The following is a 19,133-nucleotide window of genomic DNA, read 5'->3' as shown; positions in this document are numbered from 1 at the left end:
TGTTCGCGCTCGCCTCGCACTGATCCGCGTAATCCGCGTAAATCCGTGGCCGAAAGCACTTCAGCTCTTTCTCTTCGCTCTATCCGTGTAAATCCGCGCCGTTTCCGCGTAAATCCGTGGCAAATGCTCTTCAACCCACCCGCTGCAGCTCAAACAGCGGCCCCGGCTGCAGGTACGGCAGCAGCCAGTGGTCGACCAGCAGGAAGGCGAAGAGCGCCATCAGGTACACGACCGAATAGTTGAACACCCGCATCGCGAAGAACTCGTCCGGCGGGTCCATCAGCTTCCACGCGTACCAGAGGAACACGATCCCCAGCACCAGCGCGCCGCCCAGGTAGAACAGGCCGCTCATGCCTGCCACCCACGGCAGGACGGTCACCGCCACCAGCAGCACCGTGTACAGCAGGATCTGCCAGCGCGTGTACTGCACGCCGTGGGTCACCGGCAGCATCGGCACCAGCGCGCGGGCGTAGTCTTCGCGGCGGAAGATCGCCAGCGCCCAGAAGTGCGGCGGCGTCCACACGAAGATGATCAGCACGAGCAGCAGCGCGTGCGCCCAGTCCCACTCGTTCTGCATGCCGGTCACCGCCGACCAGCCCAGCAGCGGCGGCGCGGCGCCGGCGATGCCGCCGATGACGATGTTCTGCGGCGTCGCGCGCTTGAGGAAGCCGGTGTAGACCACGGCGTAGCCGATCAGCGAGGCGAAGGTCAGCAGCGCGGTGATCGGGTTCACCAGGGCGATCAGGATCGTCATCGACGCCGCGCCCAGGAACACCGCGAACGCCAGCACCTGCGCAGGCGCCAAAGTCCCGGTGGCCAGCGGGCGGTTGGCGGTGCGCACCATGACCTTGTCGATGCGCTGGTCGATGAGGTGGTTGATCGCCGCCGCCGAAGCCGCCGCCAGCCAGATGCCGATGAAGCCGGCCACGGCCTGGCGCAGCGGCGGCAGGCCCGGCACCGCCAGGAACATGCCCACCAGCGCGGTGAAGACGATCAGCGCCACCACCCGCGGCTTGGTCAGTTCCCAGTACTGGTCAAGTTGTGCGCGCACTCAGTCGACTCCCCGCAGGCGCGCCAGCAGCGACACCAGTACGAACACCAGCAGCGCGGCGCCGCCGTTGTGCAGCACCGCCACCGGCAGCGGCAACGACAGCTTCACGTTGAGGATGCCGAGCGTGACCTGGGCGACGGTGAGCAGCGCCAGCGTCCCGCCCCAGCCGCGCAGTCCGGGCGTGCGCAGCATGCGCACGGAAGCCCATAGCAACATCGCCGTCGCGGCCACCGCGCCGATGCGGTGCGCCATCTGGATCGCGATGCGCGCGGCGCCATCGAGCACGCCGCCCTCGTAGTCGACGCCGATGCCGCGCCAGAGCACGAAGCCTTCGCGGAAGTCGGTCGGCGGCAGCCACAGGCCGGCGCACTGCGGGAAGTTCTCGATCGACCAGCTGCCGGCGCCGCAGGACAGCGCGGCGTAGTTGGCGCTGACCCAGCCGCCCAGCGCGACCTGCAGTCCAAGCACCGCCAGCGCCGCCCAGAGCAGGCCGCGGAGCCGATCGGCATAGGCCAGCACGATCGGCCGGTGGGTCGCGCGCCAGGCCATCCATGTGATCAGCGAAAACGTCAGCAGGCCGCCCAGCAGGTGGGCCATCACCACCACAGGTTTCAGCAGCCAGGTCACCGTCCACATGCCCAGCAGGGCCTGGAAGATGATCACCGCGAGCGTGAGCGCGGATTCCCGCCCGAGGTCGGCCCCGCGCCAGCGCAGGGCCGCGGCCAGCAGGATGGCTTCGCCGGCCACGGCCAGCGCCGAGGCCGCGACGTGCGCCCCGGACATATAGGTCGGGATGGCGATCGCCACCAGCCCGGACGCGACCAACACCTGGGCGATGCCTTGGCGGCGCCGACGCGCGGCCAGGAGCGCCATGCCGAGCACCAGCAGCCCGAGGATCGCGGCGACGTGGCGGTGCACCTGCTCGCGCCAGGCCTTGTGGTCCTCGAACGGACGGATGGCGCTGGCGGCGTGGTCGACCGCGTGCTCGACGGCCTTCGGCCAGGTGGCGCGGCCGTAGCAGGTCGGCCAGTCCGGACAGCTCAGCCCGGCGTGCGACAGGCGCACGAAGGCGCCGAACACGATCACGCCCAGCGCCAGCGCGACCGCCAGCCAGGCGAGGCGGCGGAAGTGGCGGTGGATGTGGTGGACTCCGTGCTGGGAGGCGTGGCTGTGGGTCATCACTTCAGTTTCAGGAGGCGCGCCATGTCGGTGCGCAGGTGGCCCGCGTCGAAGCCGGGCGCATAGCGCAGGATGACGAAGCCGTTCGGGTCGACAACATACACCGGTGCGCCAGCGGGGCCACCTGCATCCAGGCCCGGGAACTGCGCCGTGAACTCCGCCGAGGGTTCGACGATGTTCCAGACGCGGTTCTGCAGCGCGCCCTCCGGCGGCGTGCCGACCCACAGGATGTGGACGTGATCGGCGTTGTGGCCGAACAGTCGCCAGACCTTGTCCAGGTCATGCGTCAGGGCCACGCAGGCGTCGGTGCAGTCGGCCGGCGGCGCGACCACGATCCGCCAGGTCCGTTCGACAGGATTCCACTCGTAGTCACCGCCTTCGACCAGTCGCGGCACCACGCCGCGCAGGTCGCCGGGCGGCTGCAGCAACTCGCCGTGGTTTTTCATGCCCGCCGGGCGCCAGCCGGAGAAGCGCAGCGCGCCGGCGACCAGGGCGCTGCCGAAGAACACGACGACGATCAGGATCAGCAGGCCGCGGTTGCGGTTGCGCTGCTGCACGGGAATGGTCGGAACGGGGGATTCAGTCATGGACGGGGCCTGCGGAAAGTGAGGACCAGGGCAGTGGCAAGCACGGCGAGGGCCAGCGCGAACCACTGCACGGCATAGCCGAGGTGGCGCTCGGGCGGCAGTGTGTTGGGAAGCGCGTCGAGATCGCGGGCGTAGCCGATGCCGTCCTCCGGATCGAGCTTGAGCACGCGCGGGGCGAGCCCGGGCAGGCGCAGCGTGGCGGCCAGTGCCGTCGGATCCAGGCCGATGGCGAGGAGCGTGCCGTCGTCCTGCGCGGCGCTGCCGGCTGGACCGATGCCGTGCGACGGCGGCGGCGCCAGCAGCCCGGCCACCTCGCGCTGGCCGGGCGGACGTTCCACCACCGGAAGCGTGCGGTCGCCGGGCAGCGGCAGCCAGCCGAGTTCGACCAGCAGCGGTTGCCCCGCGGCATCCGGCACGAAGACGCGATAGGCCCGGACACCCGCGCGGCCACCGCGCTGCTGGTTGTCGAGCAGCACCGCCGGCGCTTCCGCGAAGTGGCCCGCACCGGCGGCCCAGTCGTAGCCGCGCAGCCGCGCCGGGTCGGCGGCGGCGGCCAGCGGAACGGGCACACGCACGGCAATGGTGCTTGCGACCGCGTCGAGCATGGCCTGCTTTTCATCCTGCCGGCCCAGCTGCCAGGAGCCGAGCGCACAGAAGGCGGCGACCAGTGCCAGGGCCGCGGCCCAGCCGACCAGCAGGGTGGCATTGCGGCCCATCTCAGCCACGCACGCAGGTGCGATAATCGCGCGATCGCACCGGCCTTGTGGAGGCCAACCGCATGAGTGATTCGCTCAAAACCCTGCTCATCATCGCGTTCCTGATCCTGATCGTATGGAACCTCGGTGCCGGCCTGTATTACATGCTGGTCGACAAGGGCACCACCAAGCGCACCGTGAATGCGCTCACCCGGCGCATCGCGCTGTCCGTGGTCCTGATCCTGATCGTGCTCCTGTCGATCTGGATGGGCTGGATCACGCCCCACGGCGTCCAGGGCTGACCGCTCTCGCACGGAGCGGCCGGCACATGGCGCTCCGCAGACACGAAGGCCGGCAATCGCCGGCCTTCGTCATTCCATGACGGTCGCCCTCTGACGGGCGCCCTGCCTCAGACCACGTAGACGAACAGGAACAGCATCAGCCACACCACGTCCACGAAATGCCAGTACCAGGCCACGGCTTCGAACGCGAAGTGGTTGTCGCGGGTGAAGTGGCCCTTGAAGCAGCGCAGCCAGATGATCGCCAGCATGATCGTGCCCAGCGTCACGTGCGCGCCGTGGAAGCCGGTGAGCATGAAGAAGGTCGAACCGTAGATACCCGAACCCATGGTCAGGTTGAGGTCGCGGTAGGCGTGGATGTATTCCTCGACCTGGAAGAACAGGAACAGGCAGCCCAGCAGCACCGTCAGGCCCAGCCAGACCAGCAGCTGGCGGCGATTGTCGGCCTTCAGCGCGTGGTGGGCGATGGTGAGCGTCACGCCCGAGGTCAGCAGGATCAGGGTGTTGAGGAGCGGCAGGCCCCAGGCCGGAATGGTCTGGAAGACGCCGCCCACTTCGCCGGGGCCGGCCGACGGCCAGGCCGTGCTGTAGCCCTCCCACAGCAGCGCGTTGGTCATCACGCCGTCGCCGGTACCGCCCAGCCACGGCAGCGAGAGCTGGCGTGCGTAGAACAGCGCGCCGAAGAAGGCAGCGAAGAACATCACTTCCGAGAAGATGAACCACACCATGCCCATCCGGAAGGAGCCGTCGACCTGGCGGTTGTGGTAGCCCGAGACCGATTCCAGGATCACGTCGGCAAACCACTTGAACAGGATCAGGATCAGGCCCGCGGCGCCGACGAAGAACATCGGCCGGCCCCAGGACACCTCGTTGAACCAGGTCGCCAGCCCGAAGAAGAGGACGAACAGCGCCACCGACGCGAACAGCGGCCACTTGCTGTCGTGGGGGACGAAGTAGACGTTCGGGTCTCGGTGATCGGCTTGGGCCTGTGCCATGTCGGTATCCGTTGCTGGGTCAGGGTGCCGCGTGCGGCACGGTCGACGGCGCCGCGACCAGTGCGGCGGCTTGCTCGCGCTCGGTCAGGACGTCGTTCTTGAAGAAAGTGTAGGACAGGGTGATCGTCTTTACGTCCGCGGGCAGGGACGGATCGATGATGAAGCGCACCGGCATGTCGCGGGTCTCGCCCGCGGTCAGGGTCTGCGCGGTGAAGCAGAAGCATTCGGTCTTGGCGAAGTAGCCCGACGCGCGCGCCGGCGCCACCGAGGGTGTTGCCGTGCCAACGATCGGCTGGTCACTATCGTTGTGCGCGTAATAGGTGGTTTCGTACTGTTCGCCCACGCGCACCTGCATGCGCGCCTGGTTCGGCCGGAACGACCACGGCAACGACGAGTTGACGCCGCCGTCGAACTCCACCGTGACCATGCGCGCCTCGGCCGACGCGCCCGACAGCGTGCTGGCGTCGACCGCGGTGTTGTCCAGGCGGATGCCGAAGACCTTCTCGCAGGCGATCCGGTACAGCGGCACCAGCGAGAAGGTGAACGCGAACGCGACCGCCGCGGCGAGCACCATCTTGCCGATGCCGGCGGTGTTGGAGACCTTGCCACTCACGACGCGAGCACTCCCGACAGGATGAAGGCGACATAGATCGCCAGCGCCACGGCGCCCAGGATCAGCGCAAGGCGCAGCGCGCGCCGCCGCTGCGCGGCAACGCGATCAGGATCGTGCTGGTCAGGCGCGGCTGGCATCGCTGGCAGGCTCGAACTCATGGCCTTCCGGATCCAGGTCGCCATGGGCGAGGTCGCCCGGGCCGATCACCGGCGGCGTGGTGAAGGTGTGGTGCGGCGCCGGCGAGGGCACGGTCCACTCCAGGCCACGCGCGCCTTCCCACGGACGCTGCGGCGCCAGGGCGCCCTTCTTCAGCGAGTGGTACAGGATGCCGAACATCATGAAGGGCGTGACGAACATGCCGAACGCGCCGATCGAGCTGATCAGGTTCCAGTCGGCAAACACCACGTTGTAGTCCGGGATGCGGCGCGGCATGCCGGCCAGGCCCAGGAAGTGCTGCGGGAAGAACAGCAGGTTGACGAAGACCATCGTCCACCAGAACTGGAACTTGCCCCAGGCCTCGTTGTACATGCGGCCGGTCCACTTGGGCCACCAGTAGTAGACCGCGGCGATCAGCGCCAGCACCGAGCCCGTCACCAGCACGTAGTGGAAGTGCGCCACCACGAAGTAGGTGTCGTGGTACTGGAAGTCGGCGGGCACGATCGCGAGCATCAGGCCGGAGAAACCGCCGATCGAGAACAGGATCACGAAGGCGATCGAGAACAGCATGGGCGTCTCGAACGTCAGCGAGCCGCGCCACATCGTGCTGACCCAGTTGAAGATCTTCACGCCCGTGGGCACGGAGATCAGCATGGTCGCGTACATGAAGTAGATTTCGCCGCCCAGGGGCATGCCCGCCGTGAACATGTGGTGCGCCCACACGATGAACGACAGGAAGGCGATCGCGGCGGTCGCGTACACCATGGCCTGGTAGCCGAACAGCGGCTTGCGGCTGAAGGTCGGGATGATCTCCGAGACCACGCCGAAGGCCGGCAGGATCATGATGTAGACCTCCGGGTGCCCGAAGAACCAGAAGATGTGCTGGTACATCACCGGGTCGCCGCCGCCGGCGGCATTGAAGAAGCTGGTGCCGAAGAACTTGTCGGTCAGCAGCATCGTCACCGCACCCGCCAGCACCGGCATCACCGCGATGAGCAGGAACGCGGTGATAAGCCAGGTCCACGGGAAGATCGGCATCTTCAGCAGGTCGACGCCCGGCGCGCGCATGTTGAGCACGGTGGCGATGACGTTGATCGCGCCCATGATCGAGCTGATGCCCATCATGTGGATGGCGAAGATCGCGAAGGCCATGCTGGAGCCGCCCTGCAGCGACAGCGGCGGGTACATCGTCCAGCCGCCGGCTGGCGCGCCACCCGGGAGGAACAGGGTCAGCAACAGCATCGCGAAGGCGAACGGCAGGATCCAGAACGACCAGTTGTTCATGCGCGGCAGCGCCATGTCCGGCGCGCCGATCTGCAGCGGGATCAGCCAGTTGGCCAGGCCCACGAAAGCGGGCATGACGCCGCCGAAGATCATCACCAGCGCGTGCATCGACGTCATCTGGTTGAAGAAGTGCGGGCTGACGTGCTGCAGGCCCGGCACGGCCAGCTCGAGGCGGATGATCACGCTCATCGCCGCGCCGATGATGAACATCGTGAAGCTGAAGAGCAGGTACAGCGTGCCGATGTCCTTGTGGTTCGTGGAGAAGAACCAGCGTTCGACGAAGCCCTGCTTGTGGGCGTGGTGGTCGTCGTGGACGGCGACGGTAGCGGTATCGGTGGCCATGGAGATGCCTTGCCTCTTGGTTCGTTCGATCAGCCGGCCGCGGGCGCGGCGACGGCGGAAGCGGCCTGCGCGGCCACGGGTGCTGCCTTGGCCTTCTCGGCCTGCAACCACTGTTCGTATTCGGGGATCGGCAGCGCGCGTATCACGATCGGCATGAACGCGTGGTCCTTGCCGCAGAGTTCGGCGCACTGGCCACGGTAGACGCCCGGCTCGCGGATCTCGGTCCAGTGCTCGTTGACGATGCCCGGCACCGCGTCCTGCTTCCAGCCCAGCGCCGGCACCCACCAGGAGTGGATGACGTCGTCGGCGGTGATCACGAAGCGGATCTTGGTATCGACCGGCAGCACCAGTTCGTTGTCGACATCAAGCAGGTAGTGGGGATTGGCGGCCAGGCTGGGGCGCTCGCCGGACTGGCGGATGCGGTCGCTCTCGCGGTCCATGCGGCTGACGATGGAGACGTCTTCGCCGAGGTAGTCGTACTTCCACATCCACTGGTAGCCGGTGACCTTGACGGTCATGGCGGACTCGCGGGTGTCGTACATCGCGATCAGCTTGGTGGTGGCCGGCCAGGCCATGATCACCAGCAGGATCACGGGGATCACCGTCCAGGCGATCTCGGCGTTGAGGTTGTGGCTCCACTTCGCCGCCACCGCGCCCTTGGACTTGCGGAAGGCGAAGATCGCATAGGCCATCGCGCCGAACACGATCACGCTGATGCCGACGCAGATCCACAGCACCAGCATGTGCGCGTCGTAGGCGTTCTGCGACGAGGAGGTCACGCCGGGCGTCATGTTCAGCTGCCATCGCACCGGGTCGGCGGACTGCGCCATGGCCGCCACGGGCACCGCGGCGATGGCCGCCAGAATCCACCGCAAGAATCGCGCCTGCATCATGCTGCAACCCCAAATGTCGTCGATCGCGGCCGGCTGGCCGCTTGCTGGAACGGTTGTGGGCGAGCCTTTCCGGTTGGCGCTCGCCCCTGGAAAGACCGACCGCACCCCACCTGGGGCGCTCGATCCACGTGATGGTAGCGGTCCCGCCACCGCACCGGCAAGCACGCGCGACGCGTGACCGCTCGCGCAGAGCGCCCTTTCGCCCGGTCCGGCGGCTAGAATTTGCGCTCCCCTCTCCGTTGCGAAGACCGTGACCGACCTGTCCCTTGGCGAACCGACATCGCCCGATCCGCTGCGCGCGGCCATCACCCGACACTGGCTCGCGGACGAGACGACCCGGGTCGGCGCCCTGCTTGGCGAAGCCCGCCAGACGCCTGCCGACGCCGCCGCGATCGCCGCCACCGCCAGCGACCTGGTGCGCCGGGTGCGCGCACGGGCACGCGACCAGGGCGTGGTGGAGTCCTTCATGCGCCAGTACGACCTCGGCAGCGAGGAAGGCGTGCTGCTGATGTGCGTGGCCGAGGCGCTGCTGCGCATCCCGGACGCGGACACCACCGACAAACTGATTCGCGACAAGCTCGGCGATGCCGACTGGAAGCGGCACATGGGCCAGTCGGAGTCGGTGCTCGTGAATGCGTCCACCTGGGGACTGATGCTCACCGGCCAGCTGGTCGATCTTGCCGACGACACCAGGCGCGATGCCCACGGCGCATTCAAGCGGCTGGCCGGCCGCGTGGGCGAGCCCGTGATCCGGCTGGCGGTGCGCCAGGCGATGAAGATCATGGGCCACCAGTTCGTGATGGGCCGGACCATCGCCGAAGCCCTGTCGCGCGCGCGCAAGGGCCGCAACGCCCACTACCGCTACTCCTACGACATGCTCGGCGAGGCCGCGCTCACGCAGCAGGATGCCGACCGTTACCTGGAGGCCTACCGCAGCGCGATCGACGCCATCGGCCGCGGCGCCGGCCAGTCCGCCGACGAGATCGTCGCGCCGTCGATCTCGGTCAAGCTGTCCGCGCTGCACCCGCGCTACGAACACGCCAAGCGCCAGCGGGTGCTCGCCGAGCTGGCGCCGCGCGTGCTGGACCTGGCGCAGCGTGCAAAGAGCCACGGCATCGGCCTGACCGTCGACGCCGAGGAAGCCGACCGCCTGGAACTGTCGCTGGACGTGATCGAGGCTGCGTGGTCGGACCCGTCGCTGGCCGGGTGGGACGGCTTCGGGATCGTGGTCCAGGCCTACCAGAAGCGTGCGCCGTTCGTGATCGACTGGATCGCCAGCCTCGCCCGTCGCGGCGGCCGCCAGATCCCGGTGCGCCTGGTCAAGGGCGCCTACTGGGACGCCGAGATCAAGCGCGCCCAGGTGGATGGTTACCCGGGCTACCCGGTATTCACGCGCAAGCCCAACACCGACGTCAGCTACCTCGCCTGCGCCCGCCGCCTGCTCGATGCCGGCACCGCGGTGTACCCGATGTTCGCCACCCACAACGCACAGACCATCGCCGCCGTGCACCGCCTGGCCGATGGCCGGCCGTTCGAGTTCCAGAAGCTGCACGGCATGGGCGACGACCTCTACGACGAAGTGATCCCGGCCGACCGCCTGGGCGTGCCTTGCCGCGTGTATGCGCCCGTGGGCAGCCACGAGGACCTGCTGCCCTACCTCGTGCGCCGCCTGCTCGAGAACGGCGCCAACTCCAGCTTCGTCAACCGCATCACCGACGAAGACGTACCGATCGACGACCTGGTCCGCGACCCGGTCGAGGTCGTGGCCGCGTTCGATCCGATCCCGCACCCCCGCATTCCGCTGCCGGCCGACATGCTCCGCAGCCAAGGCACCGACAGGACCAATTCCATGGGCATCAACCTCGCCAACGACGACGACCTGCGCACCCTGGCCGCGGCAATGGCCGCCGAACCCGGCGAATGGCAGGCCGTGCCGCTGGTGCCGGGCGCGACGAACACCGGCGCGTGGATCGATGTCACCAGCCCCGCCGATCGCCGCCGGCGCGTCGGCCGCTGGCAGGCCGCCGATGCCGCCGCCGTCGAGCGCGCGATGACGAATGCCGTCGCAGCGCAGCCGGCCTGGGACGCCACGCCCGTCGCCAGCCGTGCCGCCTTGCTCGAACATGCCGCCGACCTGCTGGAGCAGCGGATGCCGCGCTTCATGGCGCTGTGCACGCTCGAGGCCGGCAAGACCATCCCCGATGGCGTGGCCGAAGTGCGCGAGGCGGTCGACTTCCTCCGCTACTACGCCGGCCAGGCACGCAACCTGTCGGCCTCCGAAGCGCTGCCCGGCCCGACCGGCGAAACCAACACCCTGCAGCTCGCCGGGCGCGGCGTGTTCGCCTGCATTTCGCCATGGAACTTCCCGCTGGCGATCTTCCTCGGCCAGGTCGCCGCGGCGCTCGTCACCGGCAACAGCGTGCTGGCCAAGCCCGCCGAGCAGACGACACTGGTCGGCTTCGAGGCCGTGAAGCTGCTCCACGAGGCCGGCGTGCCGGAGATGGTGCTGCAACTCGTGCCCGGCGATGGCGCCAGCGTGGGCGCGGCGCTGACCGGCGACCCGCGCATCGCCGGCGTGGTGTTTACCGGCTCCAACGGCACCGCGCTCGCGATCAACCGCGCGCTGGCCGCGCGCGACGGCGCGATCGGCACCCTGATCGCCGAGACCGGCGGCCAGAACGCCCTCATCGCCGACTCCTCCGCGCTGCCCGAGCAGCTGGTCAAGGACGTGATGGCCTCGGCCTTCACCTCCGCCGGCCAGCGCTGCTCGGCCGCGCGCGTGCTGTTCGTGCAGGACGACATCGCCGACAAGGTCATCGCCATGCTCGCCGGCGCCATGGCCGAGCTGAAGGTCGGGGATCCGGGCCTGCTGTCGACCGACGTCGGCCCGGTGATCGACGCCGATGCGCTGGGGATGCTCGACCGCCATGCGGAGCGCATGCAGGACGAGGCCCGGCTGATCGCGCAGGTCGCCCTGGGCGAGGACACGGCGCACGGCACGTTCTTCGCGCCGCACGCCTGGGAGCTGAAGTCGCTCTCGCAGCTCGACCGCGAGAACTTCGGGCCGGCGCTGCACGTGATCCGCTGGAAGGGCAGCGAGCTCGACCAGGTGATCGACGCCATCAACACCACCGGCTACGGCCTCACCCTGGGCATCCATTCGCGGATCGACGACACCGTCGAATTGATCGCCGCGCGGGCCAAGGTCGGCAACGTCTACGTCAACCGCAACCAGGTCGGAGCGGTGGTCGGGACGCAGCCCTTCGGCGGGCAGCGGCTGTCCGGCACCGGCCCCAAGGCCGGCGGCCCGCACTACCTGCCGCGCTTCACCACCGAGAAGGTGGTCACCATCAACACCACCGCCGCCGGCGGCAATGCCTCGCTGCTGACGCTGGACGATTGAAGGCGGTCCCCGCCACGGCGGAGGCTGCCTGGTGGGCTGGCAGATGGCCGCCCTGCTGGCGTCACCGCAGGTCTCGGCAATCGACTCACCTGAAACACGAAAGGGCCCCTCAAAGGGGCCCTTCGTGCGTCACATGAACGCTGCGATCAGATGCCGAACAGGTTGGCGTCTCCGTCGTCTGGACCCGTGACGGTGCTGCCATCGCTGCTGTAGGCGGCCTTAGGGTCCGCGCCATCTGCGTGCCAAGTGGCACCGATCCCTGTCCTTCCGGCGCGCGCTTGCTCGTACATGGCTTCTATCCGCGAGTCCGGATGCCCATCCAACAAAACTGAGGGGATTTCATATGAGCCTGACGCACTCTTCAACCCTGGCCGCCGCGCTGGCGCTGCTGGCTTCTGGCGCGACGTCAACCGCAGGCGCAGTACGCCAATCTTGACCAGGTATCAACCGGATCCGGCGTGTGCGCGGCGGCGCTTCCTGCGTTCGAAGGCCTGGTGCGAAAGCGCCCGCTGGCAATCCAGAACGAGGGATCCAGCACCGCGTTCGTCAGTTGCGCGCCACCGCAGTTCGGGGGCCATGCCTCGAATCCCCAACTCGGCCTCGACATCTTTGTCGCCAACATGGGCGCCAGCGCGGCAACCGTGACCTGTACGGGTGTCACATGGATCAACGGCGAGCAAATCTACCTGGTGAAATCCACCACCATGGCGGCGGGACAAGAGTCGCAGATATGGTGGGACAACAGCGGCACCCAACCCACCGGCGACTTCATCTACTTGAGCTGCAGCCTGCCCCCGGGCACGGGCATAGGCAAAATCATCACCTATGGCGCGTCCGTAACGCTGAGACCGGAGATGTAGCGGCTGCCCCGGCATGAAAAAGCCCCGCTTACGCGGGGCTTTTTCTGGACCCGGAACGCCGGGCCTGGACAGCCGGAGCCCCTGGGGCGGGCCCCCGGCGACTGGTCAGAAGCGGTACTGCGCCGAGACGCCGAACAGGTTGGCGTCGCCGTCGTACGGACCGGTGATGGTGCTGCCGCCCGAGCTGAAGTCGACCTTCGGATCCTTCGGCTTCAGGTGGGTGAACGCGAAGTCCACGTCCATCGCGTCGCTGACCTTCCAGGTGGCGCCGATCGAGTACCAGCGACGGTCGTCGTCGGGCAGGCGTGGGGTGCGGTGCTCGATGCTGGTCGGGGTCTCGTCGTGCGCGACGCCGCCGCGCAGGGTCCAGGTTTCGTTGAGCTTGTACTCGGCGCCCAGCGACACGAAGGTGGAGTCCTCCCACTCGAAGGGCTCGACCGAGTCCGGATCCGGACGGTCGAACTCGACGCGCACTTCGCGCAGCGACGACCAGCCGGTCTCGGTCCAGTTCGCCATCATCGCGAAGCGGTCGGTGAAGTCGTAGCGCGCGACGACGGCCAGCGTGGACGGCGTGGTCAGCTTCGCGCCAACAGCGCCGTTGACGAACAGTTGGCTGGTCACGGCGCTGTTGGGGTTGTTGTCGAAGAACGCGCGCACGTCGCCCGGCACGGTCCACTCGGCGGTGCCGCGCAGCTCGTAATCGATCTCGGACTGGTAGCTCAGGCCGACCGTGAGGCTGTCAGTCGGACGCACGGTCACGCCGGCGATCCAGCCGAAGCCGGTGTCGTCGCCCTCGATCTCGGCGTGGCCGTCACGCGCCTGCGGGATCGCGAAGGGCAGCGGACGGGTGGCCGGGTTCGAGTACAGCAGGGTGCCGAAGTCGACCGCCTTCGACAGGGTCACGTCGGCCTTGGAATACACCGCGCCGATGCCGACCGACACGTGGTCGTTGATGTCCAGCGCCGCCGACAGGGTCAGGTTCACGATCTGCATGTCGGAGGTGTCGGCGAAATAGCGACCCTGCCAGTCGGGCTCGTATTCGGTCTTCAGGCCGAACGGCGCGCTGACCATGGCGCCCAGCGCCAGGCCGTTGTCGAGCTTGTGGATCACGGAGAACGCCGGGATCGGGGTCACGTCACCGGCATCGCCGCCGTTGCCACCGGTGAGGGGGCGGCCGAAGGCGTCGGTGCCCGAGCCTTCGAAGGTGTAGCTCAGGTCGATGACCGACAGGTCGGCTTGGACCGTGGTGCCTTCGAAGCGGGTCATCGAGGCCGGGTTGTTCACGACGACCGAAGCATCGCCTTCATTGACGCCCGAGCCGGCAAACGCCGCGCCGAGGCCCTTGACGCTGTTTTCCTTGAGCTGGAAGCCCGACGCGTGGGCCGGGGCCAGGGCCAGCGCGCCGGCGATGCCGAGCGCAAGGACCGAAGCCTGGAGAAGAGGGGAGGTACGCATTGCTGGTGAACTCCTGACAAGTGGCTTGCTGTGGATGCGCCTGGCCGGGCGGTGTTTCCCGCCCTGGCCCCACGTGCCGGAAGACTCCCTCCCGACCCTGGCGCCGGCGCACTATACCGTGGCGGATGGTGATGCACAGGTGCCCCGCGTCACGGTCGGCACCGGTTATCTTGGGGTTCCGCCACCCAGGCCCGACGCCACGCATGTTCGTCTCCATCCCGACGCGCTCACGCCCGGCGCTGCGCTGGGCCACCCCGTTGCTGTGCGCGACCCTGTGGGCGGTGTACCTGTGGGCGAGCACGCGTCCGGAGACCGTCGAGCAGGCCTTGATGGCGCGCTGGGGCGCATTGACCGGAGGCCTCGCGCCGGGTGACCTGCTGGCTTCGTGGGCGGATGGCGAACGCGGCCTGCGCCTTCTCACCGCCCTGTTCGTGCATGCCGACTGGGCGCACCTGCTCGGCAACCTGGTGTTCCTGCTGATCTTCGGCCTGCCGGCGGAGCGCGTGATGGGGCCGCTGCGGCTGCTGACCCTGTTCATGGTCGGCGGCGCGGTCGCCAACCTCGCCACCGTGCTCGTGATCGACACGCCCGACCGCCTGGTGATCGGTGCCAGCGGCGCGGTGTCGGCGCTGATCGGCGCCTATCTCGCGCTGTTCCCCCGCGCCCACCTGGGCGTGGTGCTGCCGTTGGGCCTGTTCCTCGAATTCGTGCGCGCGCCGGCCTCGCTGCTGATCGGGATCTGGGCCCTGCTGCAGGTGGTGTTCGCCTATATCGGCCCGGCCTTCGGGGCCGTGGCGTGGTCGGCGCACGCGGTGGGCTTCGCCTTCGGCGCTCTGTTCGCCCTGCTTTCGCGGCGCGCCATCGCGCGCCGCCTGCGCCGCCAGAAGGGTTACTGAGTCAGGCTCACGACACGGGCTCCGGTTCCGGCTGCGGTTGCGGCACCGGCCCCGTCGCCGGTGGGGCGCATGAGCCGCCTTCGGCGAGTCTGCGCAGCACGGCCATGGCCGCCTTGATCGGCTCCTCGCCGTCGAGCACCTCGCCTGGACCACTGTCCTCGCCACCGTCCGCCGCGAGGTGTCCGGGCAGCGCGGCTTCGCCGAAAACGCCGACAGCTTCGCCCTTGCCATCGATCACCACGTCGGGCTCGATGCCGCGGGCCTGGATGGAGGTGCCATCGGGCGTGTAGTAGCGCGCGGTGGTGAGCTTGACCGCATCGCCGTTGTCGAGCGGCATCACCGTTTGCACGGAACCCTTGCCGAAGGTGCGGCTGCCGACGATGCAGGCGCGGCCGTTGTCGCCCAGCGCCCCGGCCAGGACCTCGGAGGCGCTGGCGGAACCGGCATCGACCAGGACCACCACCGGGCGCCCACCCATGCGGTCGCCCGGGGTGGCGCTGAACGCGGTATCGCCAATCTGGATGCGGCCGCGGGTGCTGACGATGTCGCCGGTCTCGAGCAGGTCGTCGGCAATCTGCACCGCCGACGTGAGCAGCCCGCCCGGGTTGCTGCGCAAGTCGACCAGGAGCCCGCGCAGGCCGGCGCCACCGGCCTCGCCGTTGAGCCTGTCCACGGTCTCGCCGAAGTCCGAGGCGGTATCGACCTGGAACCCGGCAATGCGGATGTAGCCGAAACCCGGCTCGCGGATGCTGCCGCGCACGCTGGGCGTGCGGATCACCGCGCGCGCCACCCGCAGCTCCAGCGGCTCGGCCTCGCCTTCGCGGACGATGGTGACTCCGACCTCGGTGCCCGGCGGCCCCCGCAGCGGCCCGCTGCCCTCGTGGCTCTCGAGCGACAGCGCTTCGCCGTCCACGGCGATGATCAGGTCGCCGGAACGGATGCCGGCGCGCTGGGCCGGGCTGTCGTCCATCGCCGCCACCACGCGCATGCGGCCGTCGGGAAGCTGCATCACCTCCACACCGATGCCTTCGTAGGCACCGCTGGCGCCCTCCTCGAAGGCCTCGGCGTCGCTGCGCTGCAGGTAGGCGCTGTGCGGGTCGAGATCCAGCAGCAGGCCACGGATTGCCGCCTGCATCAGCTCGTGGTCGTCGACCTTGTCGACGTGGCCGGCACGCACGGCGTTGAACACCAGCACGAAGCGGCTGATCTCATCCAGCGGCACCGTGCTGGCGGGGGATGCCTCGGACTCCCGGCGGACCGCTTCGCTCGGGTCGCCTGGATCGGCGGCTTCGGCCGGATCAGCCGGATCGGCGTCATCCGCGGGCTCGTCGGGGTCGGCCGGAGCGGCGTCATCCACCGACTCCCCGGCATCCTGCGTGGCGGGTGGCGCTTCGCGCGGCGGCTCGGATGGCAGCTCCTGCGCAATGGCGGGCAGGGCCAGCAGGCTGGCGAGGGCGAGCGTCAACAGGCTGGCACGCATGCGGAACTCCGGTCGGGACAGGGATGGGACAGCGCGCCGGGGCGCGCGTTCCGATTATGCCGCCGGCGCGCGATGGCGCCGTTCAGCGCTTCTGCAGCCAGGCCCCGGGATCGACCGGCTTGCCGTCGCGGCGCAGCTCGAAGTACAGGGCCGCGCGGCCCTGGCCACCCGATGTGCCGACGGTGGACACGGCATCGCCCCGGCGGACGCGATCGCCGGGACCCTTGAGCAGGCTGTCGTTGTGCGCGTACAGGCTCATGTAGCCGTTGCCGTGGTCGATGATCAGGATCAGGCCGTAGCCGGTCATCCATTCCGCGAACACCACCGTGCCCTCGGCCACGGCGGTGACCGGGCTGCCCGCCGCGGCGCCGACCAGCACGCCCGAACTGCGGCGGCCGTCGGGCATGCGTGCGCCATAGCCCGCCAGCAGGCTGCCGGTGAGCGGCCACGAGAGTCCACCGACCTGCACCGGTGCCGTGCGCGCCACGGCGACGCGCGGCGCATCGGGCACCGGGCTGCCCGGTGACGTACCGGTGCCCGCGGTCGGCGTACCGGTGTCGCGGCGGGCCGCGGCCGCGCGGCGGGCCGCCTCGGCCCTGCGCTCGGCCTCGGCCTTGCGCGCCGCTTCGCGCAGGCGCGCGAGCAGCGATTCAAGCGATTTCGCGTCGGCGCCCAGTGCCTTTTCGCGGTCGCTGCGATCCTTGTAGCGGGCATCGAGCGCCGCCACCGCCTTGGCACGCTCGCCGCGCTCGCGCTCCAGCGCCGCGGCCTGCGCACGCTGGCGCGCGCCGGCTTCGGCCAGTGCCGCGCGCTCGTCGGCGATGGACTGCTCCATCGCCTCCAGTCCGGCCAGTTCGTTCGACAGCTCGGTGATGCGGGCGCTGCGTCCGCGCTGCAGATAGCCGTGGTAGGCCAGGCTGCGGTTGGCGCCGGCGACGTCGTCCTGCGCCAGCAGCAGCTTCAGGGGCGCGGCGCCGCCGACGGTATAGGCCGCGCGCAGCAGCGCCGCGAGTTCGGCGCGCTGCGCCGACATGCTGTCGGCCAGGACGTCGCGCCGGGCCTGCAGCTCGGCCAGCGCCTGCTGCTGGCGCGCGATCGCGGCCTCGGTATCGGCCAGCTCGCGCGCGTTGCGGGCCACGCGCTCGTCGGCATCGCGCAGCGCGCGGCTGGCGTCGCCGCGCTGGCCTTCGATGCGGCGGCGCTCGCGACCGACCTGGTTGAGTTCGCGTTTGACGGTGTCGAGCCGGCGCTGCGCGTCGCGGCTGTCCTGCGCCGCCAGCGGGCCGGCCGGAAACAGCAGCAGCGCCAGCAGCAGGGCGGACGCCGCGGACGCCACCTGCATGCGGAAAGAGCGGCTCGCGCTGGCCGCTTCGATGCTCACGCCAGCAGGCTGCTGCCGGTCATCTCCGCCGGCTTCGCCACGCCCAGCAGGTCGAGCATGGTCGGCGCGAGGTCACGCAGGGCGCCGCCCTCGCGCACCCGCACGCCGGCGCGGTTGCCGACGTAGATCAGGTCCACCGGGCCGACGGTGTGCGAGGTGTGCGGCTGGCCGGTGACCGGGTCGCGCATCATCTCGACGTTGCCGTGGTCGGCGGTGACCAGCAGCTCGCCGCCCCGTGCGGCCACCGCGGCGGCGACCTCGCCCAGGGCCTCGTCCACCGCTTCCACGGCCTTGATCGCGGCCTGCAGGTCGCCGGTGTGGCCGACCATGTCGGGATTGGCGAAGTTGCAGACCACGGCGTCGAAGCGACCGGAGTCGATCGCGGCCACCAGCTTCGCGGTGACTTCGGGACAGCTCATTTCAGGCTGCAGGTCGTAGGTGGCGACCTTCGGGCTCGGCACCAGGATGCGCTCCTCGCCGGCGAACGGCGCTTCGCGGCCGCCGTTGAAGAAGAAGGTGACGTGCGCGTACTTCTCGGTCTCGGCGATGCGCAGCTGGGTGAGGCCGTTTGCGCCCAGCACTTCGCCGAGCGTGTTGCGAAGGTCGTCGGGCGGGAATGCCAGCGGCGCCGGCAGCGTGGCGTCGTATTCGGTCAGGCAGGTGAAGCGCGCCAACGCCGGACGGCGTGTCTGGAAACCGTCGAAATCCGGCGCCACGAACGCGGCGGTGAGCTGGCGCGCGCGGTCGGCACGGAAATTCATGAACACCACGACGTCGCCATCGCGCACCGGGCCGGCGCCTGCGATGGCGGTAGGCGCGACGAACTCGTCGTTCTCGCCGCGCGCGTAGGCGGCTTCGAGCGCGGCCATGGCGTCGGGCGCGTGCTGGTCGGACGTCGCTTCCACGATCGCGTTCCAGGCGCGCTGCACCCGGTCCCAGCGCCTGTCGCGGTCCATGGCGTAGTAGCGTCCGCTGACGCTTGCGATGCGCGCGTTGCCCGCGGTGGCGCAGGCCTCGGCCAGCGCGCGCAGGCTGGGCGCGGCCGAACGCGGCGGCATGTCGCGGCCGTCGGTGAAGGCGTGGACGGCCACGCGCGCCACGCCCTCGCGCTTCGCCAGTTCGAGCATCGCGAACAGGTGCGCCTCGTGGCTGTGCACGCCGCCCGGCGACAGCAGGCCCATCACGTGCAGGGTGCCGCCGCTGGCATTCACCGCGGCGCAGGCCGCACGCAGTTCGTCGTTGCCGAAGAAGCTGGCGTCGGCGATCGCTGCGTCGATGCGCGTGAGGTCCTGGTAGACCACGCGCCCGGCACCGATGTTCATGTGCCCGACCTCGGAGTTGCCCATCTGGCCGTCGGGCAGGCCGACGTGCGTGCCCTCGGTGTGCACCAGGGCGTGCGGATGGGCGGCGAACAGGCGGCGCCAGTTGGGGATGTCGGCGAGCGCCAGGGCGTTGTCGCGGGGATCGTCGCGGTGCCCCCAGCCGTCGAGGATCAGCAGCACCACCGGCGTCTGGCGGCGGACGGAGACAGGTTCAGGCACGACGTTCGACCCTGTGACGATGG

17 protein-coding genes are annotated in these 19,133 nt (G+C 69.5%); 4 read left to right on the top strand and 13 right to left on the bottom strand.

All coding sequences use genetic code 11. The features are described 5' to 3' along the window. Positions 1 to 130: 130 nt before the first annotated feature. The 4 genes from cyoE to ACW5E8_RS14140 are packed head-to-tail and all read right to left on the bottom strand — an operon-like array spanning position 131 to position 3,533. Positions 131 to 1,051 (bottom strand): heme o synthase, encoded by a 921-nt coding sequence (gene cyoE / locus ACW5E8_RS14155; protein WP_456966173.1) that lies wholly within the window; start codon positions 1,049 to 1,051, stop codon positions 131 to 133. Then, a complete protein-coding gene (locus tag ACW5E8_RS14150) occupies positions 1,052 to 2,230 on the bottom strand; it encodes a COX15/CtaA family protein (protein WP_456966171.1) in 1,179 nt (392 codons plus the stop codon). Then, positions 2,230 to 2,817 (bottom strand): hypothetical protein, encoded by a 588-nt coding sequence (locus ACW5E8_RS14145; RefSeq protein ID WP_456966170.1) that lies wholly within the window; start codon positions 2,815 to 2,817, stop codon positions 2,230 to 2,232. Before ACW5E8_RS14145 ends, ACW5E8_RS14150 begins: the two co-directional genes overlap by 1 nt. Continuing rightward, complete coding sequence (locus ACW5E8_RS14140) at positions 2,814 to 3,533, bottom strand: SURF1 family protein (RefSeq protein ID WP_456966209.1); 720 nt, start codon at positions 3,531 to 3,533, stop codon at positions 2,814 to 2,816. Before ACW5E8_RS14140 ends, ACW5E8_RS14145 begins: the two co-directional genes overlap by 4 nt. Positions 3,534 to 3,595: 62 nt before the next feature. Between ACW5E8_RS14140 and ACW5E8_RS14135 the strand changes: the two genes are divergently transcribed. Beyond that, positions 3,596 to 3,814 carry a twin transmembrane helix small protein gene (locus tag ACW5E8_RS14135; protein ID WP_456966169.1) on the top strand — a complete coding sequence of 73 codons (219 nt, stop codon included), beginning with the start codon at positions 3,596 to 3,598 and terminating at the stop codon, positions 3,812 to 3,814. Between the two features lie 107 nt (positions 3,815 to 3,921). On the opposite strand, the gene ACW5E8_RS14130 is transcribed toward ACW5E8_RS14135, so the two are convergent. Genes ACW5E8_RS14130 through coxB form a run of 5 tightly spaced genes read right to left on the bottom strand, consistent with a single transcriptional unit; the run spans position 3,922 to position 8,094 of the window. After that, entirely contained in the window at positions 3,922 to 4,806 is an 885-nt protein-coding gene (locus tag ACW5E8_RS14130) for a cytochrome c oxidase subunit 3 (RefSeq protein WP_456966168.1), read from the bottom strand. 19 nt (positions 4,807 to 4,825) lie between these two features. Continuing rightward, positions 4,826 to 5,419 carry a cytochrome c oxidase assembly protein gene (locus ACW5E8_RS14125; protein ID WP_456966167.1) on the bottom strand — a complete coding sequence of 198 codons (594 nt, stop codon included), beginning with the start codon at positions 5,417 to 5,419 and terminating at the stop codon, positions 4,826 to 4,828. Further along, positions 5,416 to 5,556 (bottom strand): hypothetical protein, encoded by a 141-nt coding sequence (locus ACW5E8_RS14120; RefSeq protein WP_456966166.1) that lies wholly within the window; start codon positions 5,554 to 5,556, stop codon positions 5,416 to 5,418. The genes ACW5E8_RS14125 and ACW5E8_RS14120 overlap by 4 nt, the downstream gene beginning before the upstream one ends. After that, positions 5,540 to 7,201, bottom strand: a complete 1,662-nt coding sequence (gene ctaD, locus ACW5E8_RS14115; RefSeq protein ID WP_456966165.1) for a cytochrome c oxidase subunit I — start codon at positions 7,199 to 7,201, stop codon at positions 5,540 to 5,542. Before ctaD ends, ACW5E8_RS14120 begins: the two co-directional genes overlap by 17 nt. 29 nt (positions 7,202 to 7,230) lie before the next feature. Further along, on the bottom strand, positions 7,231 to 8,094 hold the full coding sequence (coxB, locus tag ACW5E8_RS14110; RefSeq protein ID WP_456966164.1) for a cytochrome c oxidase subunit II: 864 nt from the start codon (positions 8,092 to 8,094) through the stop codon (positions 7,231 to 7,233). A 220-nt stretch (positions 8,095 to 8,314) separates the two neighbouring features. Here coxB and putA point away from each other — a divergent pair, with 220 nt between their 5' ends. Both putA and ACW5E8_RS14100 read left to right on the top strand, forming a co-directional pair. Beyond that, positions 8,315 to 11,497: a bifunctional proline dehydrogenase/L-glutamate gamma-semialdehyde dehydrogenase PutA gene (putA, locus tag ACW5E8_RS14105; RefSeq protein ID WP_456966208.1), complete on the top strand. Its 3,183-nt coding sequence runs from the start codon at positions 8,315 to 8,317 to the stop codon at positions 11,495 to 11,497. Between the two features lie 458 nt (positions 11,498 to 11,955). After that, a complete protein-coding gene (locus ACW5E8_RS14100) occupies positions 11,956 to 12,357 on the top strand; it encodes a hypothetical protein (RefSeq protein ID WP_456966163.1) in 402 nt (133 codons plus the stop codon). Positions 12,358 to 12,462: 105 nt separating this feature from the next. Here ACW5E8_RS14100 and ACW5E8_RS14095 read toward each other — a convergent pair whose 3' ends face one another. Then, the gene (locus ACW5E8_RS14095) at positions 12,463 to 13,812 is read right to left on the bottom strand and encodes an OmpP1/FadL family transporter (RefSeq protein WP_456966162.1); all 1,350 of its coding nucleotides are present in this window, start codon (positions 13,810 to 13,812) and stop codon (positions 12,463 to 12,465) included. 203 nt (positions 13,813 to 14,015) lie between these two features. Here ACW5E8_RS14095 and ACW5E8_RS14090 point away from each other — a divergent pair, with 203 nt between their 5' ends. After that, positions 14,016 to 14,708 (top strand): rhomboid family intramembrane serine protease, encoded by a 693-nt coding sequence (locus ACW5E8_RS14090; RefSeq protein ID WP_456966161.1) that lies wholly within the window; start codon positions 14,016 to 14,018, stop codon positions 14,706 to 14,708. A gap of 7 nt (positions 14,709 to 14,715) precedes the next feature. Here ACW5E8_RS14090 and ACW5E8_RS14085 read toward each other — a convergent pair whose 3' ends face one another. From ACW5E8_RS14085 to gpmI, 3 genes are all read right to left on the bottom strand, one after another. Beyond that, positions 14,716 to 16,188, bottom strand: a complete 1,473-nt coding sequence (locus ACW5E8_RS14085) for a S41 family peptidase (RefSeq protein WP_456966160.1) — start codon at positions 16,186 to 16,188, stop codon at positions 14,716 to 14,718. A gap of 82 nt (positions 16,189 to 16,270) precedes the next feature. After that, positions 16,271 to 17,569: a murein hydrolase activator EnvC family protein gene (locus ACW5E8_RS14080; protein WP_456966159.1), complete on the bottom strand. Its 1,299-nt coding sequence runs from the start codon at positions 17,567 to 17,569 to the stop codon at positions 16,271 to 16,273. Continuing rightward, the gene (gene gpmI / locus ACW5E8_RS14075; RefSeq protein ID WP_456966158.1) at positions 17,566 to 19,110 is read right to left on the bottom strand and encodes a 2,3-bisphosphoglycerate-independent phosphoglycerate mutase; all 1,545 of its coding nucleotides are present in this window, start codon (positions 19,108 to 19,110) and stop codon (positions 17,566 to 17,568) included. The genes ACW5E8_RS14080 and gpmI overlap by 4 nt, the downstream gene beginning before the upstream one ends. Between the last annotated feature and the right edge of the window lie 23 nt (positions 19,111 to 19,133).

The sequence above is a fragment of the Luteimonas sp. A649 genome (assembly GCF_054072735.1).
This window is presented reverse-complemented; position numbering and strand designations above follow the sequence as displayed.